General features: G+C 44.1%; 18 protein-coding genes. 5 read left to right on the plus strand and 13 right to left on the minus strand.

The window, feature by feature from the left end; translation table 11 throughout:
• Positions 1 to 190: 190 nt before the first annotated feature.
• Entirely contained in the window at positions 191 to 1807 is a 1617-nt protein-coding gene (locus O9290_RS27090) for an ABC transporter substrate-binding protein (protein ID WP_288028231.1), read from the minus strand.
• A gap of 442 nt (positions 1808 to 2249) precedes the next feature.
• Complete coding sequence (locus O9290_RS27095; RefSeq protein ID WP_002759502.1) at positions 2250 to 2789, minus strand: pentapeptide repeat-containing protein; 540 nt, start codon at positions 2787 to 2789, stop codon at positions 2250 to 2252.
• 69 nt (positions 2790 to 2858) lie between these two features.
• On the opposite strand from O9290_RS27095, the gene O9290_RS27100 reads away from it, so the two are divergent.
• Both O9290_RS27100 and O9290_RS27105 read left to right on the plus strand, forming a co-directional pair.
• Complete coding sequence (locus O9290_RS27100; RefSeq protein WP_002759504.1) at positions 2859 to 3476, plus strand: DedA family protein; 618 nt, start codon at positions 2859 to 2861, stop codon at positions 3474 to 3476.
• 254 nt (positions 3477 to 3730) lie between these two features.
• On the plus strand, positions 3731 to 4501 hold the full coding sequence (locus O9290_RS27105) for an FkbM family methyltransferase (RefSeq protein WP_288057314.1): 771 nt from the start codon (positions 3731 to 3733) through the stop codon (positions 4499 to 4501).
• Between the two features lie 28 nt (positions 4502 to 4529).
• Here the strand turns inward: O9290_RS27105 and O9290_RS27110 are convergent, their stop codons facing one another.
• The 3 genes from O9290_RS27110 to menB all read right to left on the minus strand — a co-directional run bounded on the left by O9290_RS27110 (position 4530) and on the right by menB (position 7271).
• Positions 4530 to 5615, minus strand: a complete 1086-nt coding sequence (locus O9290_RS27110) for a glycosyltransferase family 4 protein (RefSeq protein ID WP_288057317.1) — start codon at positions 5613 to 5615, stop codon at positions 4530 to 4532.
• Positions 5616 to 5894: 279 nt separating this feature from the next.
• Positions 5895 to 6197, minus strand: a complete 303-nt coding sequence (rbp, locus tag O9290_RS27115) for an RNA-binding regulator (protein ID WP_002759510.1) — start codon at positions 6195 to 6197, stop codon at positions 5895 to 5897.
• 240 nt (positions 6198 to 6437) lie between these two features.
• On the minus strand, positions 6438 to 7271 hold the full coding sequence (gene menB, locus O9290_RS27120; RefSeq protein ID WP_043999569.1) for a 1,4-dihydroxy-2-naphthoyl-CoA synthase: 834 nt from the start codon (positions 7269 to 7271) through the stop codon (positions 6438 to 6440).
• A gap of 382 nt (positions 7272 to 7653) precedes the next feature.
• Between menB and O9290_RS27125 the strand changes: the two genes are divergently transcribed.
• A complete protein-coding gene (locus O9290_RS27125) occupies positions 7654 to 7782 on the plus strand; it encodes a type II toxin-antitoxin system HicB family antitoxin (protein ID WP_071825078.1) in 129 nt (42 codons plus the stop codon).
• A 118-nt stretch (positions 7783 to 7900) separates the two neighbouring features.
• Here the strand turns inward: O9290_RS27125 and O9290_RS27130 are convergent, their stop codons facing one another.
• A complete protein-coding gene (locus tag O9290_RS27130; protein ID WP_002761243.1) occupies positions 7901 to 8851 on the minus strand; it encodes a glycosyltransferase family 2 protein in 951 nt (316 codons plus the stop codon).
• A 104-nt stretch (positions 8852 to 8955) separates the two neighbouring features.
• On the opposite strand from O9290_RS27130, the gene O9290_RS27135 reads away from it, so the two are divergent.
• On the plus strand, positions 8956 to 9573 hold the full coding sequence (locus tag O9290_RS27135; RefSeq protein ID WP_288057321.1) for a serine O-acetyltransferase: 618 nt from the start codon (positions 8956 to 8958) through the stop codon (positions 9571 to 9573).
• Here the strand turns inward: O9290_RS27135 and ispD are convergent.
• From ispD to bchD, 6 genes are all read right to left on the minus strand, one after another.
• Complete coding sequence (ispD, locus tag O9290_RS27140; RefSeq protein WP_288028236.1) at positions 9568 to 10248, minus strand: 2-C-methyl-D-erythritol 4-phosphate cytidylyltransferase; 681 nt, start codon at positions 10246 to 10248, stop codon at positions 9568 to 9570. The genes O9290_RS27135 and ispD overlap by 6 nt on opposite strands.
• Before the next feature lie 143 nt (positions 10249 to 10391).
• Positions 10392 to 10790 (minus strand): DUF1824 family protein, encoded by a 399-nt coding sequence (locus O9290_RS27145; protein WP_002799415.1) that lies wholly within the window; start codon positions 10788 to 10790, stop codon positions 10392 to 10394.
• A 176-nt stretch (positions 10791 to 10966) separates the two neighbouring features.
• On the minus strand, positions 10967 to 11617 hold the full coding sequence (locus O9290_RS27150; RefSeq protein WP_288057323.1) for a hypothetical protein: 651 nt from the start codon (positions 11615 to 11617) through the stop codon (positions 10967 to 10969).
• A gap of 186 nt (positions 11618 to 11803) precedes the next feature.
• A complete protein-coding gene (locus O9290_RS27155) occupies positions 11804 to 12694 on the minus strand; it encodes a hypothetical protein (RefSeq protein WP_288057324.1) in 891 nt (296 codons plus the stop codon).
• Between the two features lie 10 nt (positions 12695 to 12704).
• Positions 12705 to 13208 (minus strand): hypothetical protein, encoded by a 504-nt coding sequence (locus O9290_RS27160; RefSeq protein ID WP_287739441.1) that lies wholly within the window; start codon positions 13206 to 13208, stop codon positions 12705 to 12707.
• Positions 13209 to 13595: 387 nt separating this feature from the next.
• Positions 13596 to 15593, minus strand: a complete 1998-nt coding sequence (bchD, locus tag O9290_RS27165) for a magnesium chelatase ATPase subunit D (protein ID WP_288028239.1) — start codon at positions 15591 to 15593, stop codon at positions 13596 to 13598.
• Positions 15594 to 15809: 216 nt separating this feature from the next.
• On the opposite strand from bchD, the gene O9290_RS27170 reads away from it, so the two are divergent.
• Complete coding sequence (locus O9290_RS27170) at positions 15810 to 17492, plus strand: hypothetical protein (protein WP_288057325.1); 1683 nt, start codon at positions 15810 to 15812, stop codon at positions 17490 to 17492.
• Positions 17493 to 17762: 270 nt separating this feature from the next.
• Here the strand turns inward: O9290_RS27170 and O9290_RS27175 are convergent, their stop codons facing one another.
• The gene (locus O9290_RS27175; protein ID WP_288057326.1) at positions 17763 to 19046 is read right to left on the minus strand and encodes a TldD/PmbA family protein; all 1284 of its coding nucleotides are present in this window, start codon (positions 19044 to 19046) and stop codon (positions 17763 to 17765) included.
• Positions 19047 to 19319 lie beyond the last annotated feature (273 nt).

The following is a 19319-nucleotide window of genomic DNA, read 5'->3' on the forward strand; positions in this document are numbered from 1 at the left end:
GATAGGGGGGCATAAATCGACTAAATCCTTATCTGGCAAGAGACTTAATTGATTAGTTCGCTCTAGAGCAAAAACAATTGACAAAAATCGCTAAATGCCTTTCTCTATAAGGGTTCCATCCCTTATAACCCCCGTCCATTGCATAACACAAACCGAAGAGCCCTGACTCCTAACTCCTAATAATTAATTATCAGGATTTTTTGGCAATTGTCCAAAAGGGAAAAGTCTGACTGGGATTGATGATAACCCCCGTGATGCCATGGCGAGCAAAAGCGTATTCCTTGGTTTGCCAAAGGGGAATATAGGGAACTTCATCGGCGAGAATTTCTTGAATTTTGCCAAAAATCTGCTTTCTTTTGGCTGGGTTACTTTCCCGACGGGATTGTGCGATTAATTGATTCATTTCTTGACTGTAAAAAAATGAGCCTTGACTTTGCGATCCTCCTTCTTCGCAGCCAGTTTCTGGGGAACCTTTAGCACAATCTAAAAAGGGATAAATATAGTTATCTGCATCCAAAAAATCGGGATACCAATTAGATAGAGCAGTGGTATAAAGTCCCCGGCTAATATTACGGAAAAAGGCCGCTCCTAGGATACTATTGGGTTCAAATTGAATCATATTATCTAAATCCCGTTTTGCTAGAGCTTTCATCACTGCTGCCACGCTGCTGGAAGTAATCGATCCCGAGGAGTGCCAAACTTCTACAATTGCGGGTTTTTCCGGACTATAACCAGCGGCTTTTAGTAATTGTTTGGCTTGCTCTATATTATGGTTGCCATAGCGCTCTTTAAACACCGGTTGTGACTCGGAAAAAGTAGTAGGAATGAGACTAAAAAGAGGGATGCCTTGACCTTGTAAAATGCGATCATTAAGTAAATCTCGATCGACTAGAGAAGCAATGGCTTGTCGCACTAAAATATTATGGGTGGGTTCACTTTTGAGATTGACGCTCATAAAGTTAATTGCTGCCCCAGAAGATTCGATCGCTTGCGATTTTCCCTGGGCTGCTTCTGTGCGTAATTTTCTCACTTGAGGAGGCAGTAAAGATTGATAGGCAATATCCACCGCTCCCGTCTGAAAACCGTTAAATAAATTGGCAGGATTCGAGAGATAAATTTGCACATTAACTTCCTTATTTTTGGCTGGTTCTCCCCAATAGCGATCGAAGGCTTCTAAACTAAAAGAATCGCTGGTAACTGCTTTTAATCGATAATGTCCCGTGCCGATAAATTCTTCAGGTTTAAATTTACCCTCGCCAATTTGATAAAATTTGGGTGAAACTGCACAGGCTCCGGGGTAAGCTAAAAGAGCGGGAAAGGCGGCAAAAGGTCTGGTTAGTTTAATAGTAATTTCGTCTTCTTTGGTAGCAGTGATTTTATCAATTGTATCCCGGAGAAGAAAGGAAGGTTCACCACCATTTTTGATAAATCTTTCTAGGGAAAACTTCATCGCCTCTGCGTTAAAAACCGTGCCATCATGAAAAATAACTCCTCGACGTACTGGGATAGTATAGGTCAAACCATCGGGGCTAATTTGCGGTAATTCCGTGGCCAGGAGAGGCTTTAAATTAGTGGTTCCTTCCGCGTAGGTGTAGAGAGTTTCACCGAGATTATAAATAATAAAAAGTCCTGCTAACTCATAACTATCGGCCGGATCGATCGAGCGTGGTTTTAGGGTTGTCCCGATCATCAGGATATCCCTATCCCCCTGGGGTAAATTGGAATTAGTGGACTGACAGCCCACAGTCAGAAGAAGACAGAGGCAAAATAAACTTAAATAGCGATAAAGTTGGTGTAAAGGTTTCATCGATAGCGATTAACGGCAGCTAGGTATCAATCAATCCTATCATTTTTGTGCATAATCTTTTCCCCTAGGTTCCCTTAAGGAACTAGGTTGATTGCCTAATTGGTTGGGGAAAATTCTTCAATAACTGCACTGATTACCCAGACAATTAAACTAAATTTTCTGGTCGATGATGGCAAAAACTTGATCAATTTGGACAAGAAGAAGACCCTGGGCAGCAAAGGGTTTAAATGGTTCAGAATAGCTGGAGCTATGGAGGCAGATAGCAACCGATTAGAAACTCATCTTCTTTTATCTATCAGCCATTTAAGTAAGTAGTTATAATTAAATTGAAGATAGATTTTGCCTCTGATCCCCCCTGCCCCCCTTGATAAGGGGGGTGCCGATCCCCCCTTAGTCCCCCCTTGATAAGGGGGGTGTCTGATAACTTTTAACGACTACCTACTTAGGTTAATCCTGTCCCTTCCAAACAAGCTCGCTCGAAAATTGCCCCCGTGGTTACTGCCGAGGCTAAACTAGCACAAAGAAGATTGGCATCAGTAAAATTTGTTCCCCGTAAAATCGCCCCGAAAAAAATTGCTTCCTCTAAATCGGTTGCCGACAGATCTGCTCCGGACAGATTAGCGCTAGTAAAATCCGCTTGGGTTAAAATCGCCCCGACAAAACTCACTCCCCGGCCATCGACACCGCGAAAATCCGCCCCGGACAAATCTAGATGATTAAAAACCGCCCCGGCTAAAAAAGCACCGGCCAAACTTGCCCCAGTCACGATCGCATCGAGGAGAATTGCCCCGCGTAAATCGGCATTACGAAAATCTGCTCCCCTTAAATTTGCCCCTGTCAGGTCAGCACCGCGTAAATTTGCCCGTAAATTCGCCCCGGCTAGGTCTGCACCCGCTAAATCAGCCCCTGCCAAGTTCATGCCCCCTAAATCTTTTATCTCACCCCGACGAATTGCTAATAAATCAATACTGGGAAAAGTCATGTTCAGCCACGGTTAAATACTGTAAAAATATCTTAGAATATTCGTAAACCTTTGTTAAGAAAGCGCTCCATGTCCCTAGAGCTATTATCCCTAGAAAATATTGAAGAAATCGCCCACCAATACGGATACTGGGCAGTATTTATCGGTATCACCCTCGAAAATACCGGGATTCCCATCCCAGGAGAAACCATCACCATTGTCGGCGGCTTCCTTGCTGGTAGCGGTGATTTGAACTATTGGTTAGTTTTAGTCAGCGCAATTACAGGAGCAGTTTTGGGCGATAATTTTGGCTATTGGCTCGGTCGCGCTGGAGGTTGGCCGTTTTTGTTAAAAGTTGGCAAATTCTTTCGTATTCCGCCTCAAAAACTAGAATTAGCCAAGGAACAATTTAGTAAAAATGCACCCCGGGCGGTCTTTTTCGGTCGCTTCGTGGCTTTGTTAAGAATCTTTGCCGGTCCCATGGCGGGAATTGCCCGAATGCCCTACGGTCGCTTTTTCCTCTGTAATCTCGGTGGGGCAACGGTGTGGGCGACGATTATGGTGACATTATCTTTCTTTTTAGGCCGTTTGTTCCCCTTGCACCAGTTAGTTACTTCTATGGCTCGTTTTGGTATCTTGGCTTTAATTATCGTCCTAGCCTGGACAATTATTCACCCCATCCTTGAGTCACGGAAAAAGGTGGCTTAAGTCCGTCATTTCAGTTATCAGTTATCAGTTATCAGTTATCAGTTATCAGTTATCAGTTATCAGCTTTTGAAGGCAAGAGGCAAAAGACAGAATCTGACAATTCTCCTACCTAAAAAGAAGGTTAGAAACTAGGCACATCAAAGCTTTTAGCTATCCCCTGGAAAGAAGGGGGCTTGTTACCTCATTCTTGACGGGGAGCCATTCATGGTGTTAATATAATTTTGTCCCAGATCGCAACTATACATACATCAACGGTGATTGCCCAAAAAATTACTTTTTCTAATGGATTGGAATGTTACTACAGTAGTAGCAAAGAGGAAACAGAATACATTTTTTCGGAAATATTTACTGAAAGGCAATATGAAGGGCATAATATCATCATCAAAGAAGGCGATGTGATCTTTGATGTTGGAGCTAATATCGGTCTATTCTCTATTTTTGTCAAGGGAGTTGAACCAACAGCAAAAGTTTTCGCCTTTGAGCCAATCAAGCCAACTTTTGAGGTTTTGCAAAAAAATATTCATTTGCATTCTTTAGAGGATGTTGTTTTATTTAACTGTGGATTAAGTTCAGAGAATAACCCAGCAAAAATCTTTACTTTTTATCCCAATATGTCTGCTAATTCAACCACAAAGCCAGAGGATACCTTGGCTGAATTAGAAGATATTCAAGTCGATCAGAATTCCCAAAAAATAGAAAATTTGTTTGAAGAGTTTTTCCAAGAAAAAGAACAAGTAGCCTGTGAAGTAAGAACTCTATCTTCCGTAATTAATGAACTCGGTATTGACTCCATTGACTTACTGAAAATTGACGTGGAAGGAGAAGAATACGAAGTATTTCAAGGCATCGAAGCTAAAGACTGGCCGAAAATCAAGCAAATAGTGGCTGAAATTCACGATCAAAAGGGACGCTTAAAGCAAATAAGCCAAATGCTGGCAGACAATGGCTTCAAAATTCAACTAGAAAAAAGAGAATTACTACCTTTGACATTCGTGGATATTTTCCATTTATACGCTGTGCGTTAGTGGTTGAACTTTTATTCTCAAAGTTAATCTATTTTTCCAGAAAATTGGTTAATAACTGACTGAAACGTTGGGCAATAATCGGGGCATCAAATTCTGAAACTTTCGCTCTACCTGCCTTCCCTAAGGAACGAGCTTTTTCTGGATTGAGAAGCACTTCCGCTAATTTAGTCGCTAAATCTTCGGCATCTAAGGGATTGGCTAATAGACCTTGTACACCATCTTCAATCAACTCCGGTGTCGAGGAGGAACGACTGGCGACAATCGGTTTATAACTGGCCATAGCTTCAGCAAAAACTAGGCCAAATCCTTCTTGCAGACTAGGTAAACAAAAAACTTGACAATCAAGATATTCTTGGATCAGTTCTTGATAGGAAAGATAGCCGAGAAAAGTAACATTTTGCTCTAAATTGAGTTCTTGTGCTAGACGGCGTAAATTATTCCATTCAGGACCTTTGCTGGCAATTCGTACCTCTACATCGGGTATTTGACGGCGGAGAATTGCGGCGGCGCGGATCAAAGTAGCAACATTTTTGCGAGGATACTGGACACCGACACAAAACACCGTCGGCCTCCTCTGCTCGCGGTTTCTTTCCTCATACTTGACCGAGGCGACCGCTGCATCCCACCCTTTAAGATCAATTAGAGAATGAACAATTTCGATATTGCCATCGTACTGATAAAGTTGCTTGAGTCTAGTACGGGAATACTCACTGGTAGAGATGACCAGATCCGCACGATGGACGCTCACTTTCTCGGCCTTTGCCATCAATTCTAAGGAAGTTCGCACCCAACCCCGCTCAAAGGTGGCTTCATCGGCAATAATACCGTGAATATAAACGATAAAGGGTACTTTCAGGCGATCGCTGATGGCGTAACCATCCATATCGTAACCCACCACCAGATCATAGTGGTCAAAGCGACGGGGATCGAGTCGCCAATTCCAAAGAAAGCGATGCGCCATATAGCCTAACGGCCCCGATGCTTTGGTTGGCGAGAAGACATCAACGATATGACCCTGGGAGCGCAACTCGTTAGTCAGATGGATATTCCCAACGAAGGTACCACTTCCGAGCTTGACATTTTGGGGAGTTGCTGTGATGATTGCTATCTTCATTTTTTGTCAAAGTTTATGGCAGCGGTTGGATGATGATGGGAAAATTAGAACAAATAAGGTAGGCGGGAGTGGGTGCGAATCAAATCTTGATTTTCCCTGATAACATTCTCAAAATCTATGGACGAACGGATATCCTCGCGTCCGTTAGCTTTTTTCGTCAAAACGATGAAATGTCCCTATGGAGTATTAGGATGTTAGAAAACAAACGCAGATTGATTAATTATCCATAGGAAAGCGGTTATCAAAAATAACCGCTTCTGCAATTTTCCAAGAATCTCTTTAACGTTCGCGGCGACCGAAATTTTTGCGCTCACCGCGGCCACCACCGCCAAAATTATCTTCTTTGGGACGAGCTTTATTGACTTTCATCTGTCGTCCCATCCATTCGGCCCCGTCAAGAGTTTCGATCGCTTTTGCTTCTTCCTCATCGGAGGACATTTCCACAAAACCAAAACCGCGCATTTTACCCGTTTCCCGATCTACGGGCAAGTAAACGCGACTAACTGTGCCGTATTCAGCGAATACCTCTTTCAAGTCATCTGTCGTGACGTCATAAACCAGATTACCAACGTAAATCGTCATGGATTGTCTCCCAATATCACAGCCATTTCGAGAAGGAGATCGGACACAACCCAGTCAAGGCCATCAGGGAAAAACCACTTCTGTTTGAAACCAATGCTGCTACCGAACCTAACTACTCTCTCTAAACTAGCATAGCTGATCAGTGATCGGTGATCAGTAGGAGTAGGGAGTATTAAGTGAGCAGTATTACAAGGCGGTTTTCTGCTTTCTTTTCACTGATTACTGTTCACCGATAACTGATTAGGGTAGCCAAGGATATTGACTAAAATCGGGGGGACGTTTTTCGAGGAAAGCCTGTTTACCTTCGGCTCCTTCGGCGGTCATATAGTAGAGTAAAGTGGCATTGCCCGCTAACTCCTGTAAACCCGCTTGACCATCACAATCAGCATTAAAAGCCGATTTTAGGCAGCGAATCGCCAAGGGACTTTTTTCGAGAATTTCTAAGGACCATTTAATCCCTTCCCGCTCTAATTCCTCCACCGGGACGACATGGTTAACCAAACCCATTTCTAAAGCTTGTTGGGCGTTATACTGCCGACAGAGAAACCAAATCTCGCGAGCCTTTTTCTGACCGACCACCCGGGCTAGATAACTAGAGCCGAAACCGCCGTCAAAACTGCCCACTTTCGGACCGGTCTGGCCAAAAATGGCGTTATCCGCTGCTAAGGTTAAATCACAAACCAAGTGTAAAACATGACCGCCCCCGACCGCATAACCTGCCACCAGCGCGATAACTACCTTGGGGATGGAGCGAATTAATTTCTGTAAATCCAGCACATTGAGCCGGGGTACGCCATCATCGCCAATATAACCCGCCTGACCGCGCACCGTCTGATCGCCGCCGGAACAAAAAGCATATTTGCCGTCGCTGTGGGGACCTGCACCCGTGAGCAATACTACCCCAATGCGGGCATCCTCGCGAGCATCACAGAAAGCGTCGTAAAGCTCAAAAACTGTCTTCGGACGGAAGGCATTACGCTTATGGGGGCGATTTATAGTGATTTTGGCGATTCCCCCCCATTTATGGTAAAGAATATCCTCGTAGGTTTTTACGGATTGCCATTCAACGGTCATAGTCTCGGTTATCGGCACAGCTTTTTTACCTTACCTCATTTTGTCCCCCACTTTGAAGCCTGGAGCGCCAGAATAGGGGAATGGATAGTTGACCGAAAAGGTTTAAAGCTGATTCCCTTCTTGATGTTTTCTGAGTATTTATTCAAAATAAGTAGCTGGTTATAATTAAATTTAAAATGGATTTTAGGTTCGATCCCCCCTGCCCCCCTTGATAAGGGGGGTGCCGATCCCCCCTTAGTCCCCCCTTAATCCCCCCTTAATAAGGGGGGCATCTGAAAGTTTTTAATACCTACCTACTTACATTTATCCTATTTACTAACTTTAAAGAGGTAAAAATAAGAGTACAAGTAATAAAACTAAGCTTGAATCATTAGAGTTTTATTTGAGGCTAAAATATCCAATAACAATTTATCCTGATGATGACGGGGGATATGTATCAGAAATTAAGGATCTTCCGGGATGTTTCACTCAGGGAGAAACCATAGAGGAAACCTTAATCAGTAAACAGTAATCAGTAATCAGTAATCAGTGAACTGAAAACTTACATCTGATAACCGATAACTGATCACTGATAACTGAAAACTCACATCTGATAACTGAAAACTCACATCTGATAACTGATAACTGAATTAAAGCCATTCGATTTCTTTAGCTTTTTCGGGTAGTTTAGCCGTGGCTTGTCCTTGGCTGCGGGACTGAAACCCAATTAAATCGAGGGGAGTAGCCAATAAATCTACTAAATCTGCTTGACCAAACAGTAACTTGAGAGTATTTTTTGGTAGCTCTTTTAATAACCAACGACTGAGAGTAAAAAATAACTCTTGATTGGTTAAAGGTCGCATCAATTCGACACCATACAATTCGTGAAGATAGCGATTCGAGCGCCCATAACGTTTTAATTGACTTCTTAAGTCTTCTAAGGTGGAACGATGACGATGGTAAATAATTGCCTCTGGTGCGTAGGTTAATTGCCAGTCGGTTTGTTGTTGAATACGCCAACAGATATCGGCATCACCACCGGTAGTTAAATAAGGACGAAATAAACCAACTTTTTGAAAAGCTTCTCGACGAATAGCGAGGTTAGCAGTTTGACCGTAGGGACAAAAAGAATGTTCTAAAAGAAATTTTGGTGACATAAAGTTACGACGTTCTGCATACTTTTCCAAGCAAGTGGAACCAGTTAAGGCAGCAATTTCACCCACTACCAGACCGATGTTAGGATCACTAAAGGGTTGGATCAATTCTGTCAACCATTGCGGTGCGGGACGACAATCGGCATCGGTAAAGGCCAGAAAAGGATAACGAGCGCTTTTGATCCCTTTGTTGCGAGCAGCGTAGGAGCTTTGTATCTGATTTTCGCTTAAAATGATCAGGTTCAGTCCCCGCTGTTCTTCTGCTGCCTTTCCTAATAATTCTGCCGTGCGATCGCTACTATTATTATCAACTAAAATATATTCAACTAATTGACGGGGATAGGTCTGTTTGGCTAAACAATCAATGAGAGGGGGTAGATCTTTCTCTCCGTTATAAATTGGCACGATCACGGATACTTCGGGAAAGAACTGCAAGGTAGTTGACATCGTTGGAGTCCAATAAACGGGGGACGGTTGAACTATTCGCTACAATACTACTATAATCAATAGCAACAAAAAGCAAGTCTATCGTCAATTATTTTAGACCAACGATGAAAAGTTTCTTCCGAAAATTATTTTTCTATGTGGGTATTCTTTGGCTCTCACCCTTAATCATTGCTTTTCAGGTAGCTAACAATCGAGAACTTATCTTAGGTGATGTGCGGCGTTGGGTAGAGTTATTAGGTTGGGAAAAAAGAGCAGATTGGTTACAATTGTTAGCTCTGTGTCTGGAGGCAAAAGAATTTAGAAATTTATATTATTGTCGTCTTTTTCAAGGTGGTTCATTCAGCCGTTTTTTTATGTATATTCTTAGGTTTTTCTATCGAGAAAGTTCCTATTTATTTCTAGATTCTTCCTGTTCGATTGGCAAAGGATTATTTATTCAACACGGTTTTAGTACGATTGTTATGGCGGATTTGGGCGATAACTGTTGGATTAATCAACAGGTAACAATTGGCTATAAAGATAAAAGCGGTCGCCCCAAAATTGGCAATAATGTCAGGATTACCGCCGGTGCTAAAGTCTTAGGAAACATTACCATCGGCGATAATGTCACCGTGGGCGCAAATTCAGTGGTAGTCAAAGATGTTCCACCTAATTGTGTGGTGGTGGGTATTCCCGCTCGTATTATTAAACGGGACGGCGTTAAAGTAGATGAAAAATTATAAACGTTGACTTAAAATATATTCGGCAATTGCCAGATCTCCCGGAGTCGTAATTTTTAAGTTAGTTTCTTCACCGACGACAATTTTGACGGGAAAACCACATTTTTCTAATAAGGCGGCATCGTCGGTGACTTCCCAATCTAATTTTCGGCCCTGTTCATGACATTCTTTTAATAATTTTACCTGAAAACCCTGGGGCGTTTGGGCCGCCCACAACTGCGAGCGATCCGGTGTATCCTCAATCCAGCCCTTGCTATCGACAATTTTAATCGTATCTTTCACCGGAATCGCCGCAATGAAACCCTGACAAGTGGCTAAAGCGGCGGCACAGCGATCAAATAATTCGGGAGTGGCTAAACAGCGCGCCCCATCGTGAATTAAAACCGTCTCAGCCCCCTCTGGTAGGGCTTGTAAGCCATTATAAACCGATTTTTGTCTGGTTTCACCTCCTTGGATGATTTGCACGGGTTTAAGGGCATTTATAGGGGTGATAATTTCTCGGATATCCTCAAAGTCTTCCGGTTGTGCCATGATGCCAATCCAGATAATTGCCCTCGATTCCATGGCAGCCAGCAAAGTCCAAGCCAGGAGAGGTTTTCCGTGCAGGGTGAGCAGTAATTTATTGCGATCGCTGCCCATCCGTTTACCCATTCCCGCTGCTGGAATTAACAAATACATATTTTTTTCAGGTAAAAAGTTAACAAGAGTCAGGAAAGAGAATTCAGTGGACAGGAGTGGGGAGCTTTTTGCCTCTTATTTGTAAACAGTAATCACTGTCCGGCTGATGGTTAATCGCTTAAATAACCCAAAAACTATGCCTCTTAAGAGAATAAATCGAGGGGAAAGTGACCATAAGTACCGACTAATTGATCATTTTCTGACTGACAAGAAACCAGGACACCGCGATAGGTTCCCGTATAGGAATCGAGATAGGAAGCTTGTCTTTGGGTATTGTATTTAATATACACCGCTCCCTGTTCTGGTTGGTCTTCTGGGAGACTATTAGGTAGGGGGTATCCCAGGGCTTGTAGATAACTTTTCAGGGCTTTAAATCCCTCTTCATTGTTATCGGCACAGATACCTAAATTAATTGATTCCGAACCTTGGTTAACTAATAAAATTGCCTGTCTTAGAGCTTCTTCTTCTTCGGGGGATTGGGCAATTTTTAGTTGAATACATCCATATTCTTTTAGGAGTTTCAAGGCTTCTTCCATAGACATGAGCGGTTAGATATGTGGGGCTAAAGATAAAAAATCAACTGTTGCTGCTGTCCTTACCGACAAATTCCCAAGAAAAAAAGCCCTAAATCATTGGGGTTTAGAGATAGGAAAATTTTGCATTGGTCTTAATCGCAAGATCGCCAATTTCGATCATATCAGGTTGGGGACAGGAAAATTTATCGGGGTTGTTCGAGCGCTCCGGGTTGTGCGTACATTTCACTCACTGCTTTTTGATAGCCAAAGTAAGCACCTATAATAATTCCAGTGCCAAAACCGATCGCTAGGTAAGGCAAAATTATACTGAGGGGAAAAGAGGAGTGTCTCCGATGAGATAGGGAAAATCGCTCACCAGTCGCCACAATATTCTCAGCAGCTTCAGTGAACTCCTCCCGTTTTTCTAGGGCTTTTTCTTCAGTTGTTTCAGAGTCTTCCAAAGCTTCTGGCGCATCTTCCGGGTCATTTTCGGCGATTTCTGCGGTTATTATCGGCAAAGAGTTTAATTTGGTGACACGATTGACGATTAAATCATCTTGACTCAGGATTATCGATTCTTGCCAAGCGGGGATATCGGATTCCTCGGTCATACCGTAAACGATCACTTGTTCTAATCCATCGATGCCCAAGCTTTTGATTTCTGCCGACAAAAAAGGTAATAACTTGTGTTGATTGGGTATATTTTTGGATTGAACTTTTAGAGTCAGGGCATTTTCTTGTGGGGTGGCTTCAACAACCTCTATTTTTCTGGTTAAGAGACTTTGGTTAAGTAGAGCAATAATAGCGGCTGGCTCCTGGAGTTTAGCGGCATGGATAAGTTGTGCCTGATTCATGACCTTGAGGGGCTAAGGAGGGGATATTATAATACTAAACCCTGTGGAAAAGGTATAGGAAAGTGGGTGAGTGCCGGAGCAGGGGGAAACCATCCATAACTGGGTTTTTAAAGTTGAATTGGGACTTAATCATGCTATTAAAAACCGATTTGGTATCGGTCTGTCCATCCCTGCCCCCGGTGCCACTTAAATTTCCGCCACGGCTCTTTCGATTAAACGACGAGCCAGGGTTTGAATACCGGTATGTTCATAGTAATTGGTGGTCATATCGAGGAATGCCCCAACATATACCAATTTATCGGCAGAAAAGTCGATAAATCCCTGAATTTTGCTCAATAATCCCTGCTGGCTCAAACTGCGCTGGCTGACAAAACTACTCATCCAACCTTTAGTGGAGTCGAAACTTTGACCGATAAAGTCTAATTTTCTGGCAGTATTTCCCCCCGGAATCAATTCTTTAATACTGCCGAAAGTGGAGTTAGATTCTAATTCTTCCGGGGTGAGAATGCTGAGGCCCGATTCCACTTTCCGGATAAAACTGCCCCCCAGGGGAATTAAACCATCCAAACAAACTAACGCCGCCATCCGCATCAGGGATTCGCCGCTATAATCTCCCAGAGAAGCGACGAAATCATCGATACTATCGCCCGGAATGCCATTAATTTGACAAAAAGCGACTAATTCTGTCACTAATTTCAAAGTTAGATCGATGGTTTGCGCTTTTTCGGGGGCAGGGGTTAATTTTTCGATTAAACCGCCCATGAGGGGAATTTTACCACCGACGGCATTAGCAAGAGAGGCGGCGGCTAGGGCATTATCGGCGCTGTCGATGGTTTGGTAGAGCCAGAGCGCCCGTTGATAGCCCTGGGATTGATCATTAAACAACCAAACGGCTCGATCGCCAATCTGTTGGATCATGCTTTCGTCGGTTTCGCCGGTGACTGTGATAATCGTATTTTTAAACCCGACTAGGTTATCCCACTGTCCCGGCACGACATAATCAAGGGTTTTGAGAACTTTGACGGTGAGATTATTAGTCGGTAATTCGTCCACCAGTTCAAAAATTGGCTTACTCACGGATGTCTCCTTACTTTAACTTTGCTAGACCATCTAAATCGAACTTAGCTAACCAAGCTTGGCGATCGCTGGCGGTAAAATCCGCATCCCGCGATAAAACCTTGACTTGATAACGATTATTGACTAAAACGGCGCTGGCGGTTGCACCCTGTTCCACAGAGGGAAAACCTTTAATTGTGGTTTGACTGTCTTGGAATTTATTGGCCGCGGCGGGATTATTGCTGATGTCAGATATGGCTAACATAGCCAGAACTTTGCCATCTTGCTTCAGTTTTGCCTCAGCAAAGCCTTTTTTCTCCTGGGTATAGACGCGCTCGTATCCTCCCCCAGAAGGCGGGAAAAACCGATTAAAACTGCCGCCAGAGGTGGATTCTTTCACCACTGCCGCCGCCCCGCGAGCGGTACTTTCTTGTTGCGCTTGGTCAAATTGTGAGGGAGCTTTAGCACAGGAAGTTACTAGCAAAAGTACCGCCAATACCCCTGCTATCAAGATTTTGCCAAATCGAAAGCTCATAGTTCTCTTAATTAAAACTTACTAATGTTTGTTTGTAGTATATCTCTCGCTTATTGCTGATTATTGTTAAGTTTTTCTAGATGCTGTCACACCAGACCGGGAAACAAACAGAAAATCAGCAAAATTCGAGTCAATAGCTAATTTTTAGGAGTACATCTCAATATTAGCTCTCCTGCCAAAATCAAAAATCTTCCGTTAGTGGGACTTATGCGTTTTCGGTCAGCACATTACGGGACAAAGGGTTAACCTCGATTTATGATTTTCCTTGATATATCTGGGTTTCAGCGATTTTGGGCTTGGTCGAAGTAAATCCCAAGCGGGGATTGGAGTTGAGGCTAACACCCCACACCCTGCCACCACCGAAAAACTTTTTGCCGCAAACCCCAGCTACAGTCCCGCAATTGCCCCTCGCGCCATAGATGCGATCGCTTGTTCCGTGGCCCGGGGTAGATGATAATATTTACCCCCGGCTTTTAGGGCTAATTCTTTGGCAAAACCAGTGGAGACGAATTTTTTCTCCGTATCGATGACCAGCAGTTTAATGCCTAAAGAGCGAATTTTAGCGGCAATATCGAGCAGTTCTGCCTTAATATCCGGTTTTTCCCCCTCCGGAATCGGTTCGCCTAAAGATTTCGCCAAAGGAATATTACTTCTACCGTCGGTAATCGCCACAATCACCACTTGACCGATATCCCCCGATAAACGGGCATTCATCCCCACATGAACCGCTTGGGTTAAACCGTGGGCTAAGGGGGAACCGCCGCCACAGGGCAGGGTTTCTAGACGTTTTTTCGCTAGGGTAATCGATTTGGTTGGCGGTAATAGTACATCTGCTCGCTCACCCCGGAAAGGAATCAGGGCAATCTGGTCGCGATTTTCGTAAGCTTCCGTTAACAGACGCATGACCGCACCTTTAGCCGACTGCATCCGATTCAGGGCCATGGAACCGGAGGCATCGACCACAAAGACAATTAAAGAACCGGCCTTGCGGGCCAGCCGTTTTGAGCGCAGATCCCCTTCTTCTATAATCACATGACGTTCGGGATTCCTCAAGCGACGGGCTTTTTGATAGGGGGCGGCCGCCCGGAGAGTGGCATCGACGGCGACTCTTTTCACCTTGCCCCGGGGTAACATCGGCTTAATATAACGTCCCCTATCTTCCGAGAAAATCAGGTTACGCGCCCCCGATTTCCCCTGACGCTGGGCCATCTGGGCAAAATACAGCACACTGGGATCCAGTAAAACCCCTTCTGGGTCAAAAACAAATTCTTCTGGCAGATTATCCGGCTGTTCCGGTTCTTTTTCCTCCTCTTTCTCCTCCTCTTTTTCTTCCTGTTCCTGCTGGTTTTCGTCTTGGGGCGGTTCCGGTGGTGGTGGCGGCGGTGGGGGCTGTTGTTCCTGTTCCGGAGGTGGTGGCGTAATCAGCGATCGAGGTACAATAACTAATTCGACGGCTCTTTTTAAGTCATCGGCACTGACTACATCCCGACCTTCTAAAGCGGCGGCCGCCTTGGCTACTCTCACGGCAAAAATCTCGGCGCGATGACCTTCTACCCTACCGCGCACCGCTTCCTCCACTAGATAACTAATTTGTTCGGGTTTAATTTTTACCTCTTTTAACCATTCCCTCGCCAGAATAATTTCGGTTTTTAGATCGTCCATTTCTTGGGCATATTGGGCGATAAAAGCGCTGGGAGAAACAGCATACTCGATCGCCTGATTGACGGCGGTTACTCGTTGGTCTAAACTGAGGACACCATCGGCGGAAAGAGCAATGGCAATTCTATCTAATAAATGGGTTCGTAAATCCCCTTCTTCCGGGTTATAAGTAGCGATCAGGATTGGTTTACAGGGATGTTGAAAACTGATGCCTTCCCGTTCGATTTGGTTACGTCCTTCGCTTAAAACTGTGAGTAATTGGTTAGCAATTTGGTCATCAAGTAGATTAATTTCATCGATGTAGAGAATTCCCCGATGGGCGCTGGCTAATAAACCGGGTTGAAAGACTGGTTCCCCCTGTTTCACCGATTCTTCCACATCGACGGAACCCAATAAACGATCCTCCGTGACTCCTAGGGGAATCTGCACGAAAGGGGCCCGGATAACTTCCGTGGCGACCTCTCCACTGCTATATTCTTCTTTAGTGCGATCGTCCCATTCGTCGGCATTATTGGGATCACAATTAAAGACATTACCTGCAATAATTTCGATCGGTGGCAGTAAGGAATGTATCGCTCGCGCCATGACTGATTTGGCGGTTCCCCGACGACCGGCAATCACCACACCCCCCAGGGCGGGATCCACGGCGGCTAAGAGTAGGGCTAATTTGATCGCTTCTTGGCCGACAACGGCAGTTAGGGGAAAATTGAGGGTCAGAGTGGGCATAGATCTAGATTCAGGCGGCCAAATTCTAGTGTAAAACAGAAGCTCACTGGTCTGGCACTTTTCCCTTTTCTTCGACCCGCAAGTAAAATTTTTTTGATTCCCTTTTCTGGAATCTTAGCCGGCTCTCGATGGATTTCTTCCTCCCCGAACCGATCGAGAAGTTGCCGGGTTAATCTAGGATTAGCTCCTGATAACGGCTGTAGAGAGGACAAAAATATGATAGCGACAATAATCGATCGCCTTACGGAAACCAACCCGCAAATTATGCGAGAATGGCAAGGAAGATTAACCCCGAAAAATATCTCGATCGCCTCGATTATCTCCCTAGTTGGTCAATTATTAGTTTATTTATACTATCAAAATCTCTTGCCGGTAGGGGAGGGATTTAGTCGTTACTGTACTGCTAATCCCCCCAATAACAACGATTATTACCCCTATAGTGGGCTTAAATACTGTATCCAAGACCTAAATGGTCAATGGATGATTATCTCCCGGTTATGGTGGTTAGATATCTTCACTTTTCTGAGTATTACCGGCATTTTCGCTCTTTTAGTGGTGGGAACCTATCAATTAATCGCCGATCTTTCCGGGGAAGAGCGCCGGGGTACACTTAATTTTATCCGTCTGAGTCCCCAACCCGCCAGAACGATTTTTATCGGCAAAATTTTCGGGGTTCCCATTCTCCTCTATCTCGTCTGTCTTCTCGCTTTACCCTTTCACTTGGGGGCGGGTTTATTAGCAGGTATTCCCTTGTCATTAATTTTAGCCTTCTACGCGGTTCTGATCGCTAGTTGTGCCTTTTTCTATCATGCCGCCCTTAGTTTCGCTTTAGCCACGCCATGGTTAGGGGGATTTCAACCCTGGTTAGGCAGTGCTACAGTCTTAATCTTTGTGTTTTATAGCACTATTTTTACTTTATCGGGCTATGGCGGTTCCCGTACCCCCTTTGATTGGTTAATTTTCTTTAATCCTAGTTTTGTCCTCCCCTATCTAGTTAAATCTACTTTTCTCCCCCCCGATGCGGTACGCTATCTAGGAATCTCACAAATCTTCGGGCTGCGTTGGTACGGTCAATCTCTCTGGCAATCGGTTATAGTGGGTATTAGCTTAATTTTGCTCAATTTTGCCCTCTGTACCTACGGTTTAACCCGAGTTCTCCAGCGTCGCTTCCATAATCCCCTCGCTACTCTTGTTAGTAAACCCCAAAGTTACTGGATGATGGGCTGTTTTAGCGCTATTAGCCTAGGTTTTGTCTTCCAAACTCTGCAACCGAGCTATATTTTCGATAATTTTGCGATTCTTAGCGTTTTTGTGGCAATTTTTGGCTTGTTAATCCTTTTTGCCCTCACTCCCCCCCGTCAAACTCTCCAAGATTGGACTCGCTATCGTCATTTGCAAGGAAAAACGGGCATTAGTCTGGGAAAAGCTTTAATCTTTGGCGAAAAAAGTCCTTCTACCCTAGCCATGGCTATTAACGTCGCCATTGCCATTTTATTCATTCTTCCCGCTATTTTTATCGCCCCTCTCCATCAATATAAACTAGCCACTGCAGCCGGGTTTATCTTGGCAATGAACATGATTTTAGTCTATGCCGCTATCGCCCAATTATTGATGTTAGCCAGCACAAATAAACGCGCTTTGCTGGCAGCCACTAGCATCGGCATTTTGATTATTTTCCCCTTCCTCTGTTTTGCTGTCTTGAGAGTTAATCCCAGTCAATCTCCGCTTTTATGGTTTTTTACTTTTCTTCCCATTGCCGCTACTAAATACGCTACATTTCCCTCTTTCGCTTTGGCAATCTTCAGTCAGTGGTTGGGTTTAACCCTCGTCGGATGGCAAATTAATCGGCAATTAAATCGCCTTGGTGCCTCGGCAACTAAAGCGTTAATGCCAAGCTAGAAAATACCGACTCACAGGGGGAATTAAATAATATCTCTGCTGACAATTTTCTCCCCTTGAGTGTCGGTTAAATTTTTTTTCCCAAAAAGCTTGACAAAACCCCACGACTTGACAGATAATTTCTTATAGAATGGGAATCCGTGCCTGCCTGCAAACCCCCTCTTTTCAGGTCAAATAAAGCTCCAAAGAATTAACCCCAAAAAGTAGGGGGAGTTAATTTCAGTTCCGGTGCTGATTAGGAGCATCTTTCAATTTGACAACGCCACATTTTTACCCCACCACCGATAAACTATCAACGATTAGCGAGGGAGTATAACAGGAGCCATTCCATTGATTATCGGCCCCCAGAGCGATTAAATTCTGCAAAGCTGTATAAACATTTCCCGTCACCATTGTATCTTTAACTCGTCCGGTGATTTTGCCCTTTTCTATGCGATAACCCAGATCGATATTGACAGAAAAATCGCCCGAAATATCGGCCCCATGACCTAAAATTTGGTCAATAACTAGACCTTCATCTATTTGCGAGATTAAATCCTCTAAAGTTCCCTCTCCCGGTGCCACGATTAGATTAACTAAATCTGGCATAGGATAAACCCCTAACCCGGGACGAAAACCGTTTCCCGTCGGAGTAGTTTTTAATAATCTGGCCGTGGTACGATCGCTATAAAATTCCTTAACTCTACCTCGTTCAATTAAAGATAAAAATTTGGTAGGAGTTCCCTCATCATCAAAGGGACAACTATAGGGTTCTCGCTCCGGTTGTTGAGATAAAGTCAACTGTTCTGACATAACCAATTGACCGATTTTATCACTCCAGGGCGAAGACTTTTCTAATATCTGTTTACCATTTAAAGCCATCTCCACGGTACCCCATAACAGGGTAACTGCATTAGCCGTAAATAAAATTGGTAATTTTCCCGTGGGACTATCCACATTATTGGCTGCCCATTGTAGTCGCTGCAATAACTGTTTAATTACCGTATCGGGATGAGGTGTAATGCGGGTATATTCCCCATCATAAACCGCCAGAAAATCCTCCCCCCGTACCCATTCAATCCCCAGATAATAACTCAAAGCTGTATCGGTATATTGACAATATAAACCCTGGGAATTAACCAAACGGGTGATTTCCCGTTCACATTCCCATTCACCACTACAAATAACCTCAGGATAAACTTGGCGAATTTGGCCAATCATTTGATTACCCATCTCGATTAAAGATTCTACCGCCACATCTTGCCCAATCGGGTCATAAATTGCCTGTCGTGGTGCCGAAAATTCGATTTCTTCTGGGGCATTGAGATAGGATAAATTTAACGCTGTTTCTACTAAAATTTCCGGTTCCACATCACCATAACCCACCGCTAACCCTGGACAACCCTCGCGCCATAATCTTAAGGCAGTTCCCACGGATTCGGAACTTTCTAGCTGTTTGAGACGATTAGCCTCAAAAAAAACGGGATGGGAAAGGGAGGAAGATTGATAAACTTCGGCTGCCACCGCTCCCGATGTGAGAGCTAGTTCGATGAGTTGTTGCGGATCGATCGTCATGGTGATAGTTTTTGAGATGATAGCTATCTGATTATCTCAAGCTTCGGCACTTCGGCGCAAACAAGATAGCAGCGGCTGATAAGACTGCGGGGAATTAAGAAATTTTTGCTTATTCATCGATATTTTTGAGCAAAGTTGACATCCTCGCCGCCCTAAAAGTGCGGCGATTCCTAAACCTCACGATTTAAGTTTCTGCTTCCACCACCGTCGCATACCACAGTTAAAAAACCATGTACTGTCTTACACAGAGTCCACAGACTTTCGCCCCATTTC

The sequence above is a fragment of the Microcystis sp. LE19-41.2A genome (assembly GCF_027530405.1).
GTDB lineage: Bacteria > Cyanobacteriota > Cyanobacteriia > Cyanobacteriales > Microcystaceae > Microcystis > Microcystis aeruginosa.